The organism is Paenibacillus daejeonensis DSM 15491, assembly GCF_000378385.1.
In the GTDB taxonomy this organism is placed as follows: Bacteria; Bacillota; Bacilli; order Paenibacillales; family Paenibacillaceae; genus Paenibacillus_D; species Paenibacillus_D daejeonensis.
Genome location: NZ_KB899686.1, coordinates 1 through 21177 on the forward strand (window position 1 = coordinate 1; position 21177 = coordinate 21177).

Genomic DNA, 21177 nt, shown 5'->3' on the forward strand with positions numbered 1-21177 from the left:
TACGCTTCTTGTTTTCCTTGGCCGCATGACCTAGTTTCTCTTGGAGTTGTTGAACGTTTTCCTTTGGTGTTGTTAGCCGTTTGGCATTCACTGATTCGTACCTCCTTAAGAAACGTGAACAAAGCAGGGCCCCTTTCCTCCCGCAGGTTGTGTTGTCCTGCGTTCATCAGTACTACGAGCCCCTCGGACTCCCTTCCTGCAGGCCACTCCCTTCACTTTTCAAGTTTATAGAGTACCTCTTTACGATTTTTTTTTTCGTGCAGGGGAGGGCCTCCCCAGTTCACTGCATCCTCTTTCACCCCATGCCGTTCTCCATACGCCGGAGGATTCTTCGTTGCTGCTCCAAGTTCTTAGCAACTTCCATGGTCTTCGTCCATTGTATCGGGACTCGACTTCCTCTTTTCCCTCTTGCGAGGCCTTTTTGACGACGCGGCAAGATTCACTTTATGTTACGGCCTGGTCTGTCGCTTGCCCTGTCTCCGACAGGTACTTTTGTCGATACGCTTTTACGAAAAAATTTCGCCTTACGCAAGTATCCTAGCTACGCGGGGGCTTGGCCCCTCCCGCGACCGGACTTTCACCGGCTAGAAGATGCGTGCCTCTGGGCACGCAAATAATAAAAGCGCCGGTACGGGACCGGCGCCTTTTTTCATTACGCTTTTCGTATAGTTTCTATTTGTATAGCTTCTATTCGCACAGCTTGTATAGATTCTGTTCCTACAGCTTCTATTCATAAAGCTTCTATATTCGTATTGCTTCTATACTCGTAATGCTCCTATATGTAATGCTTCTATATATAGAAGCAATCTCTCACTCCCCTCCGCTACTCCACCTGCGAGTCATGCGTGATCTCGGCCAGCAGGTGGTCCATCTCCCGGATGACCTTGTCCGACTGTTCATGCGCCTTGATTGACAGCGACGTCATTTCCTTACTGCTCTTCCGGTTGTCTGCCGCGGCTACGAACAGCTTCTCGAACATATCCGCCGCTTGATCCACATAGCCCGCGCTGGCCTGGGACTCGGAGCGTACATTGTGGACGAGCTCAACGGTGTGCACAACCGCCTCAAGAATCGACTTGATCATCTGGTTAATCTCGTCAGCGGACTTCTTGGTCTCAGCAGCGAGCTTCCGGACTTCATCGGCGACAACGGCGAAGCCTCTGCCATGCTCCCCTGCACGCGCAGCCTCAATGGTGGCATTGACCGCCAACAGGTTGCACTGATCGGCCAGTTCGCGAATGACACGCGAGACACTGCCAATCTCCCCCGCACGTGCCTGCAGCTCGATGGCCTGATTTTCCTGTGCATCTGTCTGCTCAGTCAATCGCTGGAAGGCAGTCGTTACCTGATCCAACTGCTGCTTGCCTTGGAGCGTCAGGTCTACCATTTGCTCCGATACAGCTCCCCCCTCCTCTGCCGATGTCCGCACCGCCACGACTACCTGATTAATTTCCTGCATACGCGCTTCCGCCCCCCGGATGGTACGGGCTTGGGATTGGGTAGCTTCTCGCTGCAGCACACGCGAAATTCCGAGCAGATCCGACACCGTCAGAATTCCGGCAATCCGGCTGCTGTCCGTAACCAGAACACAGTCATACAGTGTTTTGTCTTCCCTCGACAGCGCTTCTTCTATTAACAGCTGCGCCGAAGACGAAATATCGATACATAGCGGAGATTCCGTCATCAGATGCTTGATTGACTTTTCGTAATACAACTCTGTACCAAATCGCCTGCTTAGCTGCCTGAAAAAGCGGTCACGCATCACCAGCCCAACGGGCTGCCCTTCCTCAGTAGCGACCGTAATACATTCGGCATCTGCAAACTCATCGAATACACGAACGACCTCCCGGCAAGTAAAGACAGGTGAGACAACTGGACTCTGTCTGACAAATTGGCTTAGCACCCGATCGGCTGGATGATTAGCTGGATAGCCGTCTTTTTGACGATACGATACCTCTGTGACAGGTGATGCTCCGTGCGAAGCAGACGTTTCCTGATGAAGGCTCGGCTTGCTCCTCTCGATTTCCATAACGCTCGGCATGCTGCATTCCCCCTAACCCGATTAACAAGTTCCCCTATAATGTAGCGCCCTCCTATTATCTTAACTGCAGGATCGTGTTAACGAGAGGTTAAATTTGGTTCTTTAGTCTTATATCCAGGATTATTTTCAGGTTGTTTTCATAGCGAATTCATGTTTAAATAAGGATATGATTAATATAAAAGCATATTGATTAATAATTTTATTAATCCAATGGAGGTTCTCATCTATCATGACTAACAAAGCTACGATGATTGTGGACAAGGATTTTGTAATTGGCGAGGTAGACAAGCGTATCTATGGTTCGTTTATCGAACATCTCGGCCGTGCCGTATATGGCGGGATCTACGAGCCTGACCATCCGTCTGCCAATGAAGACGGTTTCCGTCAGGACGTGCTGGAGCTGATTCAGGCCCTGCAGGTGCCGATTGTTCGCTACCCCGGCGGCAACTTCGTCTCCGGCTATAACTGGGAAGACGGCGTAGGCCCGGTTGAGGAGCGTAAGCGCCGCCTGGAGCTGGCGTGGGGCACGATCGAGCCTAACACATTTGGCACGAATGAATTCCTGGACTGGTGCCGCAAGGCGGGCACCGAAGCGATGATGGCGGTCAACCTCGGTACACGTGGTCCTAACGAAGCTAGAGAACTGCTCGAGTATACGAACCATCCATCCGGCACCTATCTCAGTGACCTGCGCGCCAAGCATGGCTACAAGGACCCGCACAACATCAAGACTTGGTGTCTGGGCAATGAGATGGACGGTCCTTGGCAGATTGGTCACAAGACTGCTGAAGAATACGGCCGTGTTGCCGTAGAAACCGCCAAAGTCATGAAGTGGGTCGATCCTACGATCGAGCTTGTTGCTTGTGGCAGCTCCCATATCGGCATGCCTTCTTTCCCGGAATGGGAATCGACTGTACTGGATCACACGTATGATCATGTCGACTACATCTCGCTGCATCAATATTACGGCAATCGCGAGAAAGATTCGGCATCTTTCCTTGCGCGTTCAGTGCTGATGGATCAATTCATCCACACGGTCATCTCGACAAGCGACTATGTAAAAGCAAAAAAACGCAGCAAAAAAGATATGATGCTTTCCTTCGACGAGTGGAATGTCTGGTATCACTCCAACGAGCAGGATTCAAAAATGGAGCGTTGGCAGGTTGCGCCTCCACAGCTGGAAGACATCTACAATCATGAGGATGCGCTACTGGTTGGCTGTATGATTATCAGCATGTTGAAGCGTGCCGACCGGGTCAAAATGGCATGTATGGCACAGCTGGTGAACGTCATCGCTCCAATCATGACCTCCAATGGCGGCGGCGCTTGGAAACAAACTATTTACTATCCATACCTGCACGCATCCGTGTACGGTCGTGGCAAGGCACTGGTACCATTGGTAACCTCGCCGAAATATGACACCAAGGACATTACGGACGTTCCTTACCTGGAAGCCATCGCAATTCATAATGAGGAAAAGAACGAAGTGACGGTCTTCGCTGTAAACCGCCACCTCGAGGAGGCCTTGCCGCTGAGCGTAGATTTGCGCAGCTTCGGCTCTTGCTCCCTCATCGAGCATCTTGTGCTGGAGCATGAGGATCTCAATGCTGTGAATACCGAAGAGCAGCCAGATCATGTGAAGCCGCACAACCGCGGTTCCGCCACGATCGACGGCGGCAGCGTGACCGCACAGCTCGGCAAAGCTTCCTGGAATGTAATCCGTCTGAAAATCAACGGTTAAAGCAAACAACCCGCCTTTCTCGTTCCTTAGAACGAAGGCGGGTTGTTTCATGTTGGCATCGCGCTTCTTTACGCGCGCAGCTCCCAGCACTCGGGGTCCTGCGGCATGACGGGGGTCGTACGACCACTTTACGTCTACTTCATCTGCTGCAGCAGCTGCACTCGATAAGCCTCGCTCTCGAGCGCTTGAATTTCCTTGTATTCAGCCTCGGTCAGTGTGCGCGGCGGTCTCACCGCACTGGCGAGCATATAAATTTTGGCGCTGTCCTCTACCACCTGTGTGCGGTAGTAGGCTTCGCGCAGATTTTTGCCCGTTGTCACCAGACCGTGGTTGCAGAGCAGAATCGAGTTGTGATCGACCGCCTTCTCCGCGACCAGGTTCGCCAGCACATCTGTCGTCGGTACGACATACGGGACAAACGCGACGTCGCCGACCAGTGCCGCCTGATCCGGGAACAGCATCGGCAGCTCCTGGCTGATGGTGGTGAGCGCAATCGAATAGACCGGATGCGTGTGTACAATCGCCTTGACCGCATCGTTCACCCTGTAGCAGAAGAGATGCATTAGCACCTCTGACGAAGGACGGACCGAACCAGCCGCCACCTCACCGGTTGGAATATGCACCTTTACCCATTGCTCCGGCTCGATGTCCTCCAGCGCAAAACCGCTGGGCGACAGGTACATATCCTCCTCCCACCGTGCGCTGATGTTACCGCCTGGTCCTACAACCAGACCCTTCTCTACCGTCTTCCTTGCGTATAACGATAACTCTTCTCTGATGCTAGCCTCCGACATGCGAGTTGCTCCCTTCCATTCTTGCAGTTTGCTCATTCCTTATTTCCGCGACTATCCATACTACGTTCAGCTGATAGCCGAGTAGCCAGTCCGTCGGTGACGCAACAACTACGTTCAGTCCTTTTCTGCTACTCTCCCACCCGGCTCACCCGCAGATAACGCGCGTAGGCATCATCCCAGTAGTCGCTCGGCTGTGGCTCATACACGTCCGGTGAAAAAGAATCCGCCACCACTTGGCGAAGCTCTTGCAACGTGCCGATCTCGCCCAGCGCCTTGGCCTGCAGCAATAGGTTGCCGGCTGCTGTCGCTTCGACGGGACCGGCAACGACCGGAATGCCCGTGCTGTCCGCCGTCAGCTGACAGAGCAGCGTGTTCTGAATGCCGCCGCCGACCATATAGAGCTGCGGTGCCCGAATACCGAGCAACTGCTCAATCTCGCCCAAGGTCTGCCTGAACTTCAGCGCCAGGCTCTCCAGCACACAGCGGATCAGCTCCGCCTTGCTCTGCGGGACGCGCTGCCCCGTGCGCTCGCAGTACGCCTGGATGCGCTGCGGCATCCCGCCGGGGGCCAGGAAACCGGCATCTTCGGGATCGATGTAGCTCTCACTCCGATCCAGACCTCTGGCCAGTTCGACCATCTCCGGGTAGCTGATGGACTCCCCGTCCAGCTCCCATTGCCGCTTGCACTCCTGCAGCAGCCACAGGCCCATAATATTCTTCAGCAGTCGAATCTTGCGAAATGCGCCTGCCTCATTGGTAAACGACCAGGCCCTTGCCTGCTCCGTCATCACCGGCTGATCGGTTTCCACGCCCATCAGTGACCAGGTACCGCAGCTGATGAACACCGCTTGGTCATGCCGGGCTGGCACAGCAGCCACGGCTGAGGCCGTGTCATGCGATGCCGTAGCAACGACCGGGACCGCTGGCAGCCGCAGCTCTTCCTGCAACGCATCCGTCAAGCCGCCGCATCGGGTGCCCGGCTCGATCAGCTCCGTGAACAGACTACGCGGCAGGCTCATCCGCTCCAGAGTCCCTGCCGACCAGCTCCGCTGTCGCGGATCGAGCAAACCGCTAGTGCTGGCGATCGTGTACTCCGTAGTTCGTTCGCCTGTCAGGTAGTAGCGGAACAGATCCGGCATGAACAACAGCTTCACATCATCACCTGCTCTCTCAGCCTGCCTGGCTTCCCTGCTCGCGTACAACTGGAAGATCGTGTTGAATTGGAGCGGCTGAATACCTGTCGCTCCGAACAACTCCGCCTCCGGAAATTGACGGAACACCTGCTCCATCACACCATCCGTGCGGCTGTCCCGGTAGTGAACAGGGTGCTGGACCAAACGGCCCTTGCCATCTACCAAACCGTAATCTACGCCCCATGTATCGATCGCTATGGCATCCGGCGCCCCTTGGCCCTGCTGGCGGAAAGCGCGGATGCCTGTCTTCAATTCATGAAACAAGCGCAGAAAATCCCAATACAGCGTATCGTTCAGCTGCACCGGCTCGTTGGCGAACCGGTGGACCTCTGACAACGCCAGCTTGCGGCCATCGAACTGGCCGAGCATGACCCGGCCGCTGCTGGCGCCGTAATCGGCGGCCAGCAGGTTAAGTGGTCGGTGACTCAAGCGCAGCCCCTCCTTTACCCATCACTTAGCTTATTTGTAGAGCGGTCCGAAGGTGTTGCAAGCGCGGAAATCCGCGCCTTCCGGATCGGAGGTGCCGAAGTTGCCCCACGCCCGTGGACGGAAGACCTCGCCATCTGGTACATTGTGCATACTGACCGGAATCCGCAAGATGGAGGCCAGTGTGATCAGGTCGGAGCCGATATGGCCGTATGAGATCGAGCCGTGGTTGGAGCCCCAGTTGTCCATAACCGAGTAGGCATCCGTGAAAGCGCCACTGCCTGTCAGCACTGGTGCGAACCACGTAGTCGGCCAGGTTGGGTCCGTCCGCTTGTCGAGCGTGTCATGCACTTCCTCCGTCAGGTCCACGGTGTAGCCTTGTGCAATCTGCAGCACCGGCCCCAGACCTTTCACCAGATTCAGCCTCGACATCGTTACCGGCATGCCGCCGCGCGTCAGGAAGTCCGAGGAATACCCGCCGCCCCGGAAATATTCCGCGGAAGCCGGCCGCCAGGACGTCGCCTTCAGACAGGCATCGACTTCTTCGTCCGTGATCTCCCAGTATGGCTTCAAGACCGGCTGTCCGTCCCGACTCTGCTCACCTGTACCGTCCAGTGCCGCCGGACCGGAGTTGATCAGATGGAGAATGCCGCCCTTGGCATGACCGCTCAGCTCGTGACCCGTCACCCGCTTCACCGCATCCGGGCTCCAGTAGGTCCGAACGTCAGCGAAGATTTGTGCCGTATTGGTCAGCAGGTAGCCGAAGAGCATCGCCACGCCGTTCAAGCTGTCGTTCTCGGTCGCCACCAAATACGGCGCACGCTTGCCATTCCAGTCAAACGACGAGTTGAGGATCGCTTCCGGGAAGTCCCCATTCGGGAAATGATCCGTCCATTGTCGCTGGCCTTGGAAGCCCGAAACGATGGCGTTATGCCCCAGCGCTTCTTCTCCAAAGCCCAGCTCATCCAGCTTGGGATTGCCGACCATCAGATCGCGGATGATGAGCGACATTTTGACATTCGTCTCCCAATCCTTGTCCTTCTTCTCCCGGGAGGACTGCAGCCGCTCCGGATTGTTATCCGGGCCTTCCGAGCAGTTTTCCTTCACCCAGTTCATGGCCAGCTCGTACTCTTCCGGATCGAAGATTTCTTCCTCAATTCGCCGCGTCAGCTCGGACATATCGACATATTCGTTGCGCATGCCCAGGTAGTTCTGGAACAGCTCTTCATTAATAACCGATCCCGCGATGCCCATCGATACAGAGCCGACAGCCAGATAGGACTTGCCGCGCATCAGCGCTACAGCCAGGCCTGCCCGCGCGAATCGCAGCAGCTTTTCCTGAACATCCCCAGGAATCGATGTGTCGCCTGAGTCTTGAACGTCATGACCGTAGATACCAAATGCCGGCAGCCCTTTTTGCGCGTGGCCCGACAGGACGGCAGCCAGATAGACAGCACCAGGACGCTCCGTGCCATTGAAGCCCCAGATGGCTTTAGGCAGCATCGGGTCCATATCCATCGTTTCCGTACCATAACACCAGCATGGCGTAACCGTGATTGAGACACCCACGCCTTCTCTGCGGAACTTCTCTGCCGATGCAGCCGCTTCAGCAACCCCGCCGATACAGGTGTCGGAGATGACGCATTCCACTGCCGAACCATCCGGATAACGAATCGTCTCGCTAAGCAGAGCAGCAACCGCTTTGGCCATATTCATCGTTTGGTCTTCCAGCGACTCCCTTACGCCTCTGCGTCTACCGTCGATTGTCGGCCGAATACCGATTTTGGGGAACCCGAGCTTCCATCTGTTATCGCTTACATTCATGTCATTGCGCCTCCTCGTATTTCTGATATGCTCCCTATTCTACCGTTCCTCCCCCTTTCCGTTAACCTACTATTCTGCTGTCTTCCATGCATCAAATAGCAACAAACTAACCCTGACGCCGCAGATGCGAAGCCGCTGGAGGTGCGCTATAATGAGGATATCCATTGCAGCGGAGGACGAAGGCATGCCCAAAATCGAGATTCCCCATATTAAAACTGACCGTTTCCGGTTCCTTCATCCGCCGGAGCTGCTCTTCGCAGGCCAGCTGCTCGATGAACGGCATTTTCATACCCCGCGCGAGGCGCACCAGGACTATTGTGAGATTCTATATGTCTCGGAAGGTGCGGGAGAATTCATCATCGACGACAAGCTCTATCCCGTCCGCCAGGGGGATATTATTCTGTACAACGCCGGTGTGGCGCATGAGGAGCGTTCCTCGGTAGAGTCGCCGCTTCGAATTTTCTACTGTGGTGTGAGCAGCCTGCATATCGACGGGGTTCCCGCCGGTCATCTGTTGCCGCCGTCCATCGATCCTGTGATTCCAGCGGACAAGTATGCTTACAAAATTGAGAGTTACCTTAGCGAGATTCTGGAGGAGTGCAACGCTCAGGTGCTCGGCTACGAGACCCTCACCCAGAACCTGCTGATGTCGCTCATCACGCTCATCTACCGGATCGTCGACGTCAAGCATTCCTATCATGATTTCACCGGCAAAAGCGAGATTACCCTGCGCACCAAGGCGTTCATCGACCGCAACTATACCAAGAGTCTGACACTTAAGGATATTGCCGATACCCTGTACGTCAGTCAGCATTACCTGTCCCATCTATTCAAAAAAGACCTCGGCGACTCGCCGATCAACTACATGATCACCCGCCGGATCGACGAGGCTAAGCGTCTGCTGCTGCAGACCGACAAGCCCGTCTACGAGATTGCCGCCATGGTCGGCTACGAGAACGACAAGTACTTCTCCATGCTGTTCAAAAAAGTCGTCTCCCGCACCCCTGGCTCCTACCGCGAGCACGCACGCAAAAAAGGAAGCCAGCCGGAGAGCTGACTTCCTTTATCTTGCGCTAACTTCGCGGACTTTGGCCCTCGTCTTGTGCCGACCTTGCATCAACCAGCGCCGAGCTGCGCTAACGGCCACATAGGCGCTTATTTGTGCTTTTTTGAGGGGTTTGGAACTCTAACGGCCACAGGTGCGCCTATTATGACAAAAACACTGAGAAAGCGGCGTCTATAAGTACAATAGCTGCTTATATGGCCGTTACAATCTCAACGTACCGATTTCAGGCGAAATAGCGGCTGTGGTGGCCGTTAGAATTTGAACAGCAGCGGACTACTCCGTTCTCCGGTTACTTTTCTCATAAATCCCCTCCATATAGCCCGTCACCCGCTCGTCGTAATCCGGGTACGTGTAGCCCAGCGCCGACGCAACCTCGCGGGAGTACTTACGGAATAGGGCGCAGCAGGTTCTTTGAGCCTCCCACATCTGCGGGACGCCCTCTTGCGAGTAGGTGGCGAGCAACGTCTGCCAATCCTCCGGCGGCAGGTAGCGGTCGATGAATTTGTAGTTTTTGCCCACACTGAAGGTATAGCCCCGCTCCGCACCGATTCGCCAGGCCATCATCCGCAGCAGGTTGGGCCGGGCAATGCCGCTCAGGTGGTCGATCGCATACAGAATTTCACCGCGTGCCAACCCCTTGACGACGTAGGTGAACACGAACCAGAATTCGTTGCAGCAGTCGTCGAACGCGCGCGCCGTTGGTTGCTCGATCCAATAGCGCTGATCCGTCGGCACAATCTCGCGGTCGATCCGTCCATCCTTGTCCAGGAGCACCTCGACCAGACCGTCGCTCGCCTCAACATACGCCTCCGTCTCCTCCAGCGGAATCAACGTCAGGTCCACCTTATTGCCATCCTCAAACAGCATCAGGTACGAGAACCAATTGCCCAGCTCGGGCGGGAACAGCTCCATGTCCTCCGGCTTCTGCATCATGATTCGCTGACCGAATGCGTCCAGCCAGGCATCGTCTGCCTTGAAGGACGACAGATCAGTCACAAAAAAAGACAAGTCGTAATCCTGAAACGCATCGCTCGCAATATTGCGGTTCGTTCGCGAGCCTTCCAATGTCACCAGCCGGATCCGCTCATCCTGCTGCGCATATCCCAGCCACAAGTCCATCATGTCTTCCTTGCTTCGCATCGTCCCAACCTCCTCTTCTCCTACTCGTGAACTCCACTCACAGCTCATCTGATCTCTCTCCATTCTAGCGAATCCCGCTTCATCTTCCAACCCGGCATATAGGCAAAATCACTAGATTGTGTTACTATTATCCAAAAACGTGTTACGATTCAGGAGCGATTATCTGTTGAAGAAGTCTGGCTTTGCCGCACGCGTGCGTTCGATCTTTCATCCAGATGAACCAAATATGACCGTCATTGTTCCCGCCTTGCTGCTTCTCGCGTTGGCATCCATCATCCTCGCTGTTGGGCTTGGCCCGGTGTCAGTCCATGCCGTTACGGTTGCCAAGATCGTGGCGAGCAAGCTGTCTCTGCTGGCTTCCTCTGTCGATCGGGATTGGACGCAGTTGGAGGAAAATATCGTCTGGACCCTGCGGATGCCCCGCGTTCTGCTCGGCATGATCGTCGGTGCTTCGCTGGCAGTCACTGGCGTTGCCATGCAGGCGCTTGTCCGCAATGCGCTGGCTGACCCGTTTTTGCTAGGGGTCTCCTCTGGCGCTGCAGCCACCGCCACGCTCGGCATGCTGTTTGGCGTGTTTGCCTTTCTGGGCACCTACGTGCTCTCCATCAGTGCCTTTCTGGGCGCTGCCGCGACGATCATCATCGTCTATGCGATTTCCAGAGTCAAGGGACGAATTCACATCACCCAATTGCTGCTCTCCGGTGTCGTCATTGCGATGATCATGGACTCGATAACGAACATCATTACGCTCAGCGCTCCCAATGCGCTCGGCTTGCACAGCGCAGCCTTTTGGATGTCTGGCAGCCTGGCTGGCGCCAAATGGGCGTACCTTACCCTGCCGCTCATTGTCATGGTATGCTGCATCACCGCGCTTATGATTTCATACCGGTCGCTGAACGCCTTGACCCTGGGCGACGAGACCGCCGGCACCTTGGGCTACAATGTGAATCGGATGCAAAAGCTGCTGATCCTCGTCGCCTCCCTACTCGCTGGCGTCACCATTGCGGTCAGCGGGGCGATTGGCTTCATTGGGCTGATGGTGCCACATCTTACGCGGCTGCTCGTCGGGTCAGATCACAAGCGTGTCCTTATCGTCAGCGCCTTGCTCGGCGGTATCCTCGTCGTCTGGGCTGATGTCGTCGCCCGTATGGTCATCGCCCCACAGGAGCTTCCGATCGGTCTCCTGACCTCACTTGTAGGCGGACCCTTTTTTATCTGGCTGTTGAAGCGGAGGTCGCGCGAATGAAAGGGGATCACATGAGATTACAAGTGGAGCAGCTCAGTTTCTCGTATGACGACGATCCGATTCTGGAGAATATCCGGCTTCATGTCGGGAACGGAGAATTCGTCGGGATCCTGGGGCCCAACGGCAGCGGCAAATCCACGGTGTTGAAAAATTTGTACCGCGCCCTCAAGCCCAACGCGGGTCTGCTGCTCCTCGATGGCGAGGATCTGCTGCGGATGAATAACAAAAAAGCCGCCACCAAGCTGGGCGTTGTCGGTCAGGAGCAGGCGGTGCCGTTTGACTTTAAAGTGGCGGATATTGTCGCCATGGGACGCAGCCCGCACAAAGGGCTGTTCGACGGCGATACCCAGGAAGACAAAGTGATCGTACAAGCCGCCCTGCAGCAGACGGGTCTGGCGGACAAAAGCCGGCGCAGCTACAGTAACCTGTCCGGCGGCGAGAAGCAGCGGGTGCTGCTGGCAAGGGTGTTGGCCCAGCAAACCGAGTTTCTCATAATGGACGAGCCGACGAATCATCTGGACATCTATTACCAGCTGCAAATGTTCGATCTCATCAAGAGCTTGAAGATCACGGTGCTGTCTGCCATTCATGATCTCAATCTGGCCGCCCTCTATTGCGACCGCCTGTATGTGTTGCGAGACGGCCGATTATATACAACCGGTACCCCTGAAGATGTGCTAACCCCGGAGATGATCCGTGACGTATATGGCGTGCATGCCGACGTGACGCTTCACCCGGTGACAGGCAAACTATCCATTACGTATGTACCGGACAGCCTACAGAACTAAGGAGATTACAACTGTGAAAAAACAATGGATTGGCGGTTGGATGAGCGTCCTGTTGGCATCCAGCCTGCTCGCAGGCTGTGGTTCATCACCAACAGGCAATGAGGAGCAAGCGACCGAGCCCTCTCAGCCAGACACCTCCTATAATGAGCTGATACTGGACAATTACGGGCGCGAAATTACGATTACAGTAAAACCAGAGAACGTCCTGACCCTGGGACCGAATGCGACGGAGCTGTTTGTCGCGCTTGGACTTACGGATCTGATCGTCGGCAACAGTCTGGATAATCACAGCCGCGGCGCTCTCCCTGAGTATGCGGATGACTACGACAGAGTCCCTGAATTGACCTACGGCTCCGCCACGCGCGAGGCTGTGATTGCCAGTGGTGCCGATTTCATCTATGGCATCGATTGGGAGTTTGGCAGCGAGGGGCTGGACATCGAGGAGCTGGCTTCGCTGCAGATGACAACCTATATGAACAGCGCTTCTTCGCTGGAGGAGATGTATCAGGAGATCCGTGATCTGGGGGCCATATTTGAGATCGAGGACAAGGCCGAAGCCTTTATCGCCGATCAGGAGGCACGAATCGCGGCTGTACAAGATCAGGTCGATGGCCTTGAACCTGTAAAAGTTCTCGTTTACGATAGCGGCGGCGATGGCGTCTTCACAGCGGGTGGAACAAATTTTGAAACGTTGCTGATCGAATATGCTGGCGGCGTCAATGTGTTCGACGATATCCAGGATCAGCAGTGGACCACCGTCAGTTATGAAGAAGTGTTGAAGCGCGACCCCGACGTCATTGTCATTCACGATTATGACTCCCCGTCGCTGGAGCACAAGATTGAGGCTATCAAAGCAGACCCCGCTCTCTCGCAGCTTGAGAGTGTGCAGCAGGAACGATTTGTCGCCATTTCGCTCGAAAGTGTGCTGCCGGGCAACCGGATGGCGTATACGGTAGAAACGCTGGCCAAAGGCTTTTATCCCGAGCAGGTGAAATAGTCGAACGTTCCATAGATAATAAAATGAAAGCAAGGAGTGTTGGCAAACATGGCAGGTAACGACCCGCTATACGACGTCTGGTGGTCTCATGCCGAAGCGGAGGAAACGATGGAAGCCGAGCATGCGCCGATGTGGGAAGAAATCATCGGGCTGATCCGGGAAGATGACCTAACCGACGCAACTGTGCTGGACTTCGGCTGCAACCGTGGCGGCTTCTTGCGCCATCTGCATGCCAGAAAGCCGTTCCGCTCCGGTGTAGGCATTGATCTGGGCACGGCGTCCATACAACTGGCCAATGAGCGCAAGGGAAAATTGCCGCTGACCTATGTGGCTACGGGTTCCCCGGAAGCGTTAGCTACACGGTTTGATCTGGGGTTCTGTCTGTCGGTCATCTATCTAATCGGAGACCTGCCGGAACATGCCCATAAGGTGAAGCAATCGTTGCGACCGGGCGGCGTCTATTATGTCACCTATACCGATCTCTCGGACAATCCGAGTGCCGTGTTCTTCAAGGCCGGAATCGAAGAGCATACTTCGCTCACCGCGCATCTTCACACCTTGGACGATATTGCCTCTGCCTTTACCACACTCGGTTTTCAGGCTGAGCTGATGCGCAGAGTGCCGCGCGGGTTTGTTGCGCTCGGCGGCGAAAGCGAGTTTTTCCACTCCGTTCAAGATCAATTGAAGGCGCAGTATGAGCAGACCTACCTGTTCCGGTTTTCCTTGCCACAGACCTAAATAAGAAGCCGTTACACATAGAAGAGGAGCGCCATCCCGGTGAGGGACGGTGCTCCTCTTTTGCTAATTCTTTTTGCTTCATCTCATGATTGCACTACTACTCAAGCTCAGTCAGGCTTAATGACGCCCTTCTTCAAGATAATGTTAGCATACAATGCACTCTCGCCCGTTGCGACGATGGCATAGGCCTGCTTGGCCCGCTCATAGAACGCGAAACGCTCGACATGCTCGAAGTCCGTCCGCTCCGGCTCATGCTGACTGACGATGCGGTGATACTCGTCCCAGATCGGCGTCTCTACCGTATCGCCTGGCACGACCTCCATCAGCGCCACCGCCCGCTCCGCATAAGGATCGAGCGGGAACAACTTGAGGACCGCATCCAGCAGATCGGGAATCGCATGCCCGTCGGCACGCACCAGACGCTGCGCATGGCTAGCCGCCGGGAAATTGCCGTCCCCCAGGACGATTTCGTCGCCATGTCCCATTTCCATCAGAATTTTCAACAGCTCAGGCGACACAATCGCCGGGATTCCTTTTAACATAGGTCTATCACGCCTCCTGTACATTCGCTTCTTACAAGCCTATCATGAAAGCGTTCCCCTGCCTATCCCCGCATCCTGTCGCCTTCACTCTATTATCTTGCTTAGGTCGGAAACCAGCTCAGATTATTGCGTGCGAATCCAGACCTGCATCTCGCCCGGCTGCCGGTTGCCCCAAGCATAGTAAGGCACCGCCTTGAGTGACAGACGCTCGGTCTGCTTCGGCTCCTGCCTGTACAGCTGCCGGTCGTCCCAATCGGACACGGTCTCTGCTACGCCTTCTGCGCTCAGCGTCACCAACGATCCGCCCAGCATCGGCTCTGTCTGCTCCGTTAGCTCCGCTTCGCGAGGCAGAATGACCGACGCCAGTACCTCCTGATTGTCCTGCTCTTCCAGACAATAGACGAGCGGTCCTCGTTGCAGAGATACCTTGCCGCTGTTCGCTCTCAGCCGCGGATGCGCGTACAGCCGGACCGGCTTCATCTCCGCATCCAGGACGATCGTGTCGCCTGCTTGCCAGCTCCGCGTCACATATGCATATCCATCTCTCACTTCCGCTTGAACTTGCTCGCCATTCACGGTCAGCTTCATGCCCTCTGACCAGCCCGGTACCCGGCAAGCGATGGTGAACGTGCCCGCTTGCTCTGGCTCGACCGTCAGCTTCACTGCGCCGTTCCAAGGGTAACCACTCTCCATCCGCAGCCGGACGCTGCCTTGATCCAGCGATACGGTGGCTTCATTGCCGATGTACAGATGCGCGTAAACCGTGTCCTGGGAGGCAGTGTAAATGTACTCGCCCAGCGATGCAATCAGGCGCGCAACATTGGGAGGGCAGCAGGAGCAGCCATACCAGGCCTGACGCACGGCCTTCACGTGACGGCGGCCCGGGTTCTTGTCACTGGCTTCCGGCCAGACCTCCATCGGATTGACATAGAAGTAATGCTTGCCGTCCGCTGCCATACCAGCAATGACGGTATTGTAGAGCGCACGCTCCATCACGTCTGCATATTCACCCTTGGCTTCCAGCTGCAGCATCCGCTTGGCCCAGAAGATCAGACCAACGGAAGCGCAAGTCTCGGAGTAGTTGGTGTCGTTGGGCAGATCATAATCGAACGTGAATGCCTCCCCATGGAACGTGGAGCCAATACTGCCGGTGATATACATTTGCTTGTGAACGGTGTTGTCCCACAGCTTGCGGCAGGCTTCTAACAGGGCTTCGTCCCGGTTCAGAAGCGCCAGGTCCGCCATCGCTGTGTACATATAGACCGCCCGCACCGAATGCCCTACGGCCACGGATTGCTCTCTCACAGGCTGATGGGCCTGGTGATACGCCAGATTGGGATGGCCGGACGGGCCTTTGGTCCAGTGTCCGGTGCGACCCCGCTTCTCCCACTCCTCGACGAAGAAATGAGGCTCGGCTCCACGCTCATCAATGAAGAACTCTGCTAGCTTCAGATAACGCTTCTCGCCTGTTACCCGGTACAGCTTGACCAGAGCCAGCTCCACCTCCTGATGACCGTCATAGCCCCGCAGCTTGCCAGGCTCCGGTCCGAACCGCTCATCGATATGATCCGCGAAGCGGCACACCACATCCAGCAGCTTACGCTTGCCCGTGCCTTCGTAATACGCAACAGCGGCCTCGATCATATGACCGGCGCAATACATCTCATGGCAGTCGAGCAGGTTGGTCCAGCGGTTCCCTGGTTCCTTCACGGTGTAAAAGGTATTCAGGTATCCGTCCGGCAACTGCGCCGCCTCGATCAAATCAATCGTCTCATCCGCCTGACGCTCCAGCTCGGCATCCGGATGCAGCGCCAGCGCATAGCCGACGGCTTCCAGCCATTTGGCTACGTCGCTATCCTGGAACACCATGCCCCCATACTCGCCCTCCTCCAGACCAGCCGCAATCCGGAAGTTGCGGATCGCATAGCTGGGCTCTGCGCCCTGAATCCGGTCATGCAGCGCCTCCCACTGGTAAGGGATGACGGTATCTTTAACAAGGGCTTCATACGAAGACCAGAATTCGTCTCGAATCTGAACGTTCTTAAGGGGAAGTCCTTGCACGTCGGGTTGCAATAATTGGTTGGACTGGGTCATCTCGTTTCACGCTCCTGTACTGGAATGCCTTCACTTTACCAGATGGGCGGGAACGCTGTCAGTATGCTATGATGTATTTTAGGTGTTCAAAAATGACCTCGTTAATGAATTGCTCAACGAAAGGAGCGGTTCCTATCGCTATTCTTCAACTGCCACTAGTTGAGCCACTCACCTATCTCTCTGGAGGCCAGTTCCTCTCGACCGGAACCTGGGTGCATCGCGAGCGGACGATTGACAGCTATGAGCTGATCCTTGGCATCTCGGAGGTCATGTACTTTCAGATCGGTGACCGGCTCTACGAATTGGCACCGGGCGACGCGCTGCTGCTGCAGCCGGATGAGCATCACCGGGGGTATCGGCCTTCGCCTGCCAACCTGTCATTTTATTGGTTTCACTTCCAGTGTCCCGTCGAGCCTAGTCTCCTTGCAGAGGAGGAGGCAATAGATAAGGAACAGCCGTCTGCCGCAGGCGACGCGCTCCTCATTCCCGCCTATCTGTCTACTCCGATACCTGCCCGCCTGCATATCCTTGCACAGCAGCTGCTCCATGTCGGAACCGGGCGGTATCACCACCCGCGGTCGGCGGATTATTTTCTCACCTCGCTCCTGATTGAATTGTCGCAGCAGTATGTACAGCAGCTCCAGATGGCGGAGGAGCAAACACTCGACCACAGCTTCCCCCGTATGCTGGAGTGGCTTAGGCTGCATGCCGGGGACAAGCAGCTCACTGTCGAACGGGTCGCCGAACGCTTCACTTATAACAAGGATTATCTCTCGCGTATGTTCAAGCGCAGAATGGGCATCAATATGCTGGCCTATATTCATCGCCTCAAGCTCGACCGGGCCAAGGATCTGCTCTCACGTACGCCGCTCAATATCAAGGAAGTCGCCGACCGGGTCGGCCTGGAGGATGACAAGCAATTCATCAAGCTCTTCAAGCGCTACGAGGGCCTGACGCCCACGCAATACCGCAAGGCGTTTATTCTCACGCACATGAATGATGACTGATGCGCTGAGCTTGCGTTGATACGCCTCCAATCCAGACAGCCTTAATCAGAGCACGCTCACAGGCGCCGGCCTAAATGGGCTTGCCGCGTCTCCACGTCAAATGCCCCCACCCAGCACACGCAACGAAGCGCCATAGCTCTCAGGGAGAGCATGGCGCTTTGTTCACTTCTATTCCTGCACGTGCAGCTATTGCTTCACGGTGCGGTTCTTGCCTTTGTCAGAGTCACCGACGACCTTGTTGGTTGCCTCGCGATTGGCTTGCATCTCCTCGATAGACTTCACCTTCAGACGCGCCGCGCCTTGGTAATCGCGGGTCGGAATCAGGTTGCCGGCAGCCAGGCGCTCTTTTGCTGCTGCAATGGCTGAGCTGTATTGAGGCAGCCACTGCTCCTGCGCAACCAGCATTTCGTCGACCATCTGCCAGATTTCCTTCGGATTGCACACTGCGCCGACGAGCGGGTCCATCATGAAGGCCTGACGCAGCAGCTTATCGTCACCCTTCACTGCCGCTTCCACCGCAAGCCGCTGCACGGAGATACTGACATTACAGACGGCAGCTGGACCGAGCGGCAGGTCGCCGACGTGCGGCATCGAGATGCCATTGCCATCTACATAACCTGGTGCTTCAATAATCGCATCATCCGGCAGATTGCTAATGACGCCGCGGTTCTCCACATTGAAGTGCCCACGGTACACGCTGCCCGTCTCAAGCGATTCGATAATGTACGACCCATGCTCATACCCGCGCAGCTCGGATTTGAATTCAAAGGCCGGATCCTTCAGCCAGTTTGGAAAATCCGTCTCAAACCAATTGCGTCCTTCGGTGCAAACTCTCAGATACCCGCCGGTCTCGCCGTTGATCCAGCTGCCCAGATCGATCCAGTCCGTAATCTCTTCTGGCCGCTTGCGGTACCAAGGCACATACTCACTCAGGTGCCCATTCGATTCCGTGCTATAGTAGCCGAACCGGCGCAGCATGTCGATCCGGACCTTTTCCGTGCGGCTGAAGTCTTCATGATTTTCAAAAGCCTCCAGGAGCCCCTCGGTCAGATCTTTGCCATTATGACGAATCTGGATGTACCAGGTCTGATGATTGATGCCCGCGCAGATGATGTCCACATCTTTTTTCTCCAGGCCGTAAACGTCAGCGATCTGCTTGTGTCCGTGCTGCACCCCGTGGCACAGGCCGACCGTGCGCACGCCGCCGTATTTATTGCATGCCCAAGTGAGCATCGCCATTGGATTAGCATAGTTGAGCAGCAGCACATCCGGATGCGCGACCTCGCGGATATCTTTACAGATATTGAGCATCTCGGCGATGCCCCGCTGACCGTACATGATGCCCCCTGCGCAGAGTGTGTCGCCTACACATTGATCGACCCCGTATTTGAGCGGAATGTCTACATCGGTAGCGAACGCTTCCAGACCGCCTACCCGGATCGTACAGAGCACGTACTTGGCGTCTTTAAGTGCTTCGCGGCGGTCCGTGGTCGCTTGAATCTTGATCGACAAGCCATTCTCCCGAATATCCCGCTGGCACAGCTCCGTAACCATCTCGAGATTCTGTGCATTGATGTCCGTAAATGCAACCTCAATCTCATGAAAAGCCGGTACAGACAATAGATCCCGCAGAATGCCTCTTGTGAATCCGATACTGCCCGCACCGATAAAAGCAACTTTGAATGACATGATATTCCCTCCAAATCAGCTATTAGTATGACTGCTGGTATGAGCCTAGTATAACAAGGCATTGGAGGGAAGCGTTATCAATATCCTCACTAGATCATCAGACTACTGTCAACTATCGTCACCTGATTTAGGATAATGGCGGCTTTCAGAGGCGGTGGAGCGGCGGTAGTCCATAGGTGTCATCCCGCTATGCTTTTTGAATAAAGCATGGAAATACTGGCGACTGTTGAGTCCGATATAGTCGGAGATTTCAATGATCGGAATGTCAGTCCGGGACAGCAGCATTTTGGCTTTGTCCATTCGCAGCGAGGTCAGATATTCGTTTATCGTCCGCCCCGTTTGCTGCTTAAAAATCCGCTGCACATAGCCCGGGTGCAGACTGACCGCCGAGGCCACATCTTTCACCTGAATATCTTGGTCATAATTGTGATGCAGATACTCGATACTGAGCTTCACATAATGCTCCATCTGCTGGTATTCGCTGCTCTCGGCTTCCGCAAGCAGACGGGCCAGACGAATCAGCAGCTGTGAGAATAGCAAATGAATAAGCGTGCCCTGCCCCGAAGCCTGATTATCTAGCTCTAAGACCATACCTTTCAAGATCGCATACACTTCATCCTGATCCGTCAGCAGCCAATAGCTTCGCTGACGCTGCCAGAGCTTCGACAGCTCGTCTCCTGTCATTGCCCGCACGGAAGGTGCTGCCTCTGACGCGGGGGCAAAGCCAAATTCCACATTGAGCATCCGGCAGCCTTGCTCTACCAGGAGTCGGTGCGACACCTCGGCGTCCAACAAGATGAAGTCGCCTTTCTTCAAGGTTAGGCGATCCACAGATCGGTCCGCCCGCTGAACTTCGATCTGACAGCCACCTTGGATGATATACATGATCTCCGTAGAATGGTGATGGTGAAAGGCCATCTCGTAGCCCTGCCAATGTTTAAAATAATAAGCGAAGATGTGCGGATGCCAGTCATGCTGGAGCAATCCGTTGTCGTATAAGCTTGCTCTCATCCTCAAGCCTCCATCAAATACAAAAAAGTCAGGAGCGTATCCCCTGACCTTAGCATGCCTTACTTATGTCCAGATAGCAACTGCCAATCGCCTTGCCTACTCCGTGGTATCGATTGGTAGACTATTGCGGCTGTGCAAAAGCTCGGTGACGGTAACACATTGATACCCTTGTTCGTTAAGAGCCGGCAAAATCAGCTTGAGCGCTTCTACCGTTTCCATTGAGCCTGGGACATAATCGTGGAAGAGGATAATATCACCGTTGCGCACATGGTTCATCACCCGGTCCACAATCGCTTGTACGCCTGGCTTGCGCCAATCCTTGGTGTCTTGATGCCAAGACCATAGCACTGTCGTATACCCAAGCGAGCGAACCTTCCGGACCATCGCCTCATTATAGTAGCCGCCTGGCGGCCGGAAGAGCTTGGGCTTCTCGATGTCCATCTCTTGCAGATGCGCTTCGGTTTTAACAATCTCGTCCTGAAGCATTGTTGAATCTGAGTGTCGGTTGAAATACTTGTGATTATACGTATGATTGGCGATCTCGTGTCCCTCCCGCTGCTCACGCAGGATCAACTCCGGATAACGCCGAATTCGATTGCCAACCACAAAAAACGTTGCCTTTGCGCCATGAGACTTCAAAAGGTCGAGAATCGGCTCCGTACTGGGGGGATAGGGTCCATCATCAAAGGTAAGAGCAACCTTTTTTTCCTGCATCGGGACCTCCCAGACGATTTCCCCCTTCTTCTCATAATAGAACCGGTCCTTCTTGAGGGATGGCCCATCAAACCCATTGAGAAAAACGGCGCTGATAATCAGCAGCACTACCATTGCCCGCCGCAC

At 55.2% G+C, this 21177-nt stretch carries 17 protein-coding genes; 7 read left to right on the forward strand and 10 right to left on the reverse strand.

Annotated elements, in window-relative coordinates:
• Nucleotides 1-823: 823 nt before the first annotated feature.
• Nucleotides 824-2041 (reverse strand): methyl-accepting chemotaxis protein, encoded by a 1218-nt coding sequence (locus F556_RS0132245; protein ID WP_020621138.1) that lies wholly within the window; start codon nucleotides 2039-2041, stop codon nucleotides 824-826.
• A 229-nt stretch (nucleotides 2042-2270) separates the two neighbouring features.
• Between F556_RS0132245 and arfA the strand changes: the two genes are divergently transcribed.
• Nucleotides 2271-3782 carry an arabinosylfuranosidase ArfA gene (arfA, locus tag F556_RS0132250; protein ID WP_020621139.1) on the forward strand — a complete coding sequence of 504 codons (1512 nt, stop codon included), beginning with the start codon at nucleotides 2271-2273 and terminating at the stop codon, nucleotides 3780-3782.
• 134 nt (nucleotides 3783-3916) lie between these two features.
• On the opposite strand, the gene F556_RS0132255 is transcribed toward arfA, so the two are convergent.
• From F556_RS0132255 to F556_RS0132265, 3 genes are all read right to left on the reverse strand, one after another.
• On the reverse strand, nucleotides 3917-4576 hold the full coding sequence (locus F556_RS0132255; RefSeq protein ID WP_020621140.1) for a class II aldolase/adducin family protein: 660 nt from the start codon (nucleotides 4574-4576) through the stop codon (nucleotides 3917-3919).
• Nucleotides 4577-4704: 128 nt separating this feature from the next.
• On the reverse strand, nucleotides 4705-6198 hold the full coding sequence (locus tag F556_RS0132260; RefSeq protein ID WP_020621141.1) for a rhamnulokinase: 1494 nt from the start codon (nucleotides 6196-6198) through the stop codon (nucleotides 4705-4707).
• 30 nt (nucleotides 6199-6228) lie between these two features.
• Nucleotides 6229-8019 carry an L-fucose isomerase gene (locus F556_RS0132265; RefSeq protein ID WP_020621142.1) on the reverse strand — a complete coding sequence of 597 codons (1791 nt, stop codon included), beginning with the start codon at nucleotides 8017-8019 and terminating at the stop codon, nucleotides 6229-6231.
• 151 nt (nucleotides 8020-8170) lie between these two features.
• Between F556_RS0132265 and F556_RS0132270 the strand changes: the two genes are divergently transcribed.
• Complete coding sequence (locus F556_RS0132270; RefSeq protein WP_020621143.1) at nucleotides 8171-9076, forward strand: AraC family transcriptional regulator; 906 nt, start codon at nucleotides 8171-8173, stop codon at nucleotides 9074-9076.
• A 282-nt stretch (nucleotides 9077-9358) separates the two neighbouring features.
• On the opposite strand, the gene ant(6) is transcribed toward F556_RS0132270, so the two are convergent.
• A complete protein-coding gene (gene ant(6) / locus F556_RS0132275; protein WP_020621144.1) occupies nucleotides 9359-10225 on the reverse strand; it encodes an aminoglycoside 6-adenylyltransferase in 867 nt (288 codons plus the stop codon).
• A gap of 166 nt (nucleotides 10226-10391) precedes the next feature.
• On the opposite strand from ant(6), the gene F556_RS0132280 reads away from it, so the two are divergent.
• From F556_RS0132280 to F556_RS0132295, 4 genes are read left to right on the forward strand one after another with little or no spacing between them, the layout of a single operon-like run.
• Nucleotides 10392-11471, forward strand: a complete 1080-nt coding sequence (locus tag F556_RS0132280; protein WP_020621145.1) for a FecCD family ABC transporter permease — start codon at nucleotides 10392-10394, stop codon at nucleotides 11469-11471.
• Nucleotides 11472-11482: 11 nt separating this feature from the next.
• Complete coding sequence (locus tag F556_RS0132285) at nucleotides 11483-12259, forward strand: ABC transporter ATP-binding protein (RefSeq protein ID WP_026297626.1); 777 nt, start codon at nucleotides 11483-11485, stop codon at nucleotides 12257-12259.
• Nucleotides 12260-12272: 13 nt separating this feature from the next.
• On the forward strand, nucleotides 12273-13256 hold the full coding sequence (locus F556_RS0132290; RefSeq protein ID WP_020621147.1) for an ABC transporter substrate-binding protein: 984 nt from the start codon (nucleotides 12273-12275) through the stop codon (nucleotides 13254-13256).
• A 48-nt stretch (nucleotides 13257-13304) separates the two neighbouring features.
• Nucleotides 13305-13994, forward strand: a complete 690-nt coding sequence (locus tag F556_RS0132295) for a class I SAM-dependent methyltransferase (RefSeq protein WP_020621148.1) — start codon at nucleotides 13305-13307, stop codon at nucleotides 13992-13994.
• A gap of 107 nt (nucleotides 13995-14101) precedes the next feature.
• Here F556_RS0132295 and fucU read toward each other — a convergent pair whose 3' ends face one another.
• Both fucU and F556_RS0132305 read right to left on the reverse strand, forming a co-directional pair.
• On the reverse strand, nucleotides 14102-14536 hold the full coding sequence (gene fucU / locus F556_RS0132300; RefSeq protein WP_020621149.1) for an L-fucose mutarotase: 435 nt from the start codon (nucleotides 14534-14536) through the stop codon (nucleotides 14102-14104).
• Nucleotides 14537-14659: 123 nt separating this feature from the next.
• Entirely contained in the window at nucleotides 14660-16630 is a 1971-nt protein-coding gene (locus F556_RS0132305; protein WP_020621150.1) for a glycoside hydrolase family 127 protein, read from the reverse strand.
• A gap of 104 nt (nucleotides 16631-16734) precedes the next feature.
• Between F556_RS0132305 and F556_RS0132310 the strand changes: the two genes are divergently transcribed.
• Entirely contained in the window at nucleotides 16735-17637 is a 903-nt protein-coding gene (locus tag F556_RS0132310) for a helix-turn-helix transcriptional regulator (RefSeq protein WP_169447663.1), read from the forward strand.
• A gap of 186 nt (nucleotides 17638-17823) precedes the next feature.
• On the opposite strand, the gene melA is transcribed toward F556_RS0132310, so the two are convergent.
• The 3 genes from melA to F556_RS0132325 all read right to left on the reverse strand — a co-directional run bounded on the left by melA (nucleotide 17824) and on the right by F556_RS0132325 (nucleotide 21165).
• Nucleotides 17824-19326, reverse strand: coding sequence for an alpha-glucosidase/alpha-galactosidase (melA, locus tag F556_RS0132315; RefSeq protein ID WP_020621152.1), 1503 nt, complete (start codon nucleotides 19324-19326; stop codon nucleotides 17824-17826).
• A 108-nt stretch (nucleotides 19327-19434) separates the two neighbouring features.
• Nucleotides 19435-20337: an AraC family transcriptional regulator gene (locus F556_RS0132320; protein WP_020621153.1), complete on the reverse strand. Its 903-nt coding sequence runs from the start codon at nucleotides 20335-20337 to the stop codon at nucleotides 19435-19437.
• 96 nt (nucleotides 20338-20433) lie between these two features.
• The gene (locus F556_RS0132325) at nucleotides 20434-21165 is read right to left on the reverse strand and encodes a polysaccharide deacetylase family protein (protein ID WP_063824413.1); all 732 of its coding nucleotides are present in this window, start codon (nucleotides 21163-21165) and stop codon (nucleotides 20434-20436) included.
• Nucleotides 21166-21177: the final 12 nt, after the last annotated feature.

Excerpts from the sequence above, each read along its gene's own strand:
- F556_RS0132310 (WP_169447663.1), top strand. The coding sequence starts at position 16,735 with ATGAATTGCTCAACGAAAGGAGCGGTTCCTATCGCTATTCTTCAACTG.
- arfA (WP_020621139.1), top strand. The coding sequence starts at position 2,271 with ATGACTAACAAAGCTACGATGATTGTGGACAAGGATTTTGTAATTGGC.
- F556_RS0132255 (WP_020621140.1), bottom strand. The coding sequence starts at position 4,576 with ATGTCGGAGGCTAGCATCAGAGAAGAGTTATCGTTATACGCAAGGAAG.
- F556_RS0132325 (WP_063824413.1), bottom strand. The coding sequence starts at position 21,165 with ATGGTAGTGCTGCTGATTATCAGCGCCGTTTTTCTCAATGGGTTTGAT.
- F556_RS0132265 (WP_020621142.1), bottom strand. The coding sequence starts at position 8,019 with ATGAATGTAAGCGATAACAGATGGAAGCTCGGGTTCCCCAAAATCGGT.
- F556_RS0132245 (WP_020621138.1), bottom strand. The coding sequence starts at position 2,041 with ATGCCGAGCGTTATGGAAATCGAGAGGAGCAAGCCGAGCCTTCATCAG.
- F556_RS0132285 (WP_026297626.1), top strand. The coding sequence starts at position 11,483 with ATGAGATTACAAGTGGAGCAGCTCAGTTTCTCGTATGACGACGATCCG.
- fucU (WP_020621149.1), bottom strand. The coding sequence starts at position 14,536 with ATGTTAAAAGGAATCCCGGCGATTGTGTCGCCTGAGCTGTTGAAAATT.
- F556_RS0132295 (WP_020621148.1), top strand. The coding sequence starts at position 13,305 with ATGGCAGGTAACGACCCGCTATACGACGTCTGGTGGTCTCATGCCGAA.
- F556_RS0132305 (WP_020621150.1), bottom strand. The coding sequence starts at position 16,630 with ATGACCCAGTCCAACCAATTATTGCAACCCGACGTGCAAGGACTTCCC.
- F556_RS0132320 (WP_020621153.1), bottom strand. The coding sequence starts at position 20,337 with ATGAGAGCAAGCTTATACGACAACGGATTGCTCCAGCATGACTGGCAT.
- melA (WP_020621152.1), bottom strand. The coding sequence starts at position 19,326 with ATGTCATTCAAAGTTGCTTTTATCGGTGCGGGCAGTATCGGATTCACA.
- F556_RS0132270 (WP_020621143.1), top strand. The coding sequence starts at position 8,171 with ATGAGGATATCCATTGCAGCGGAGGACGAAGGCATGCCCAAAATCGAG.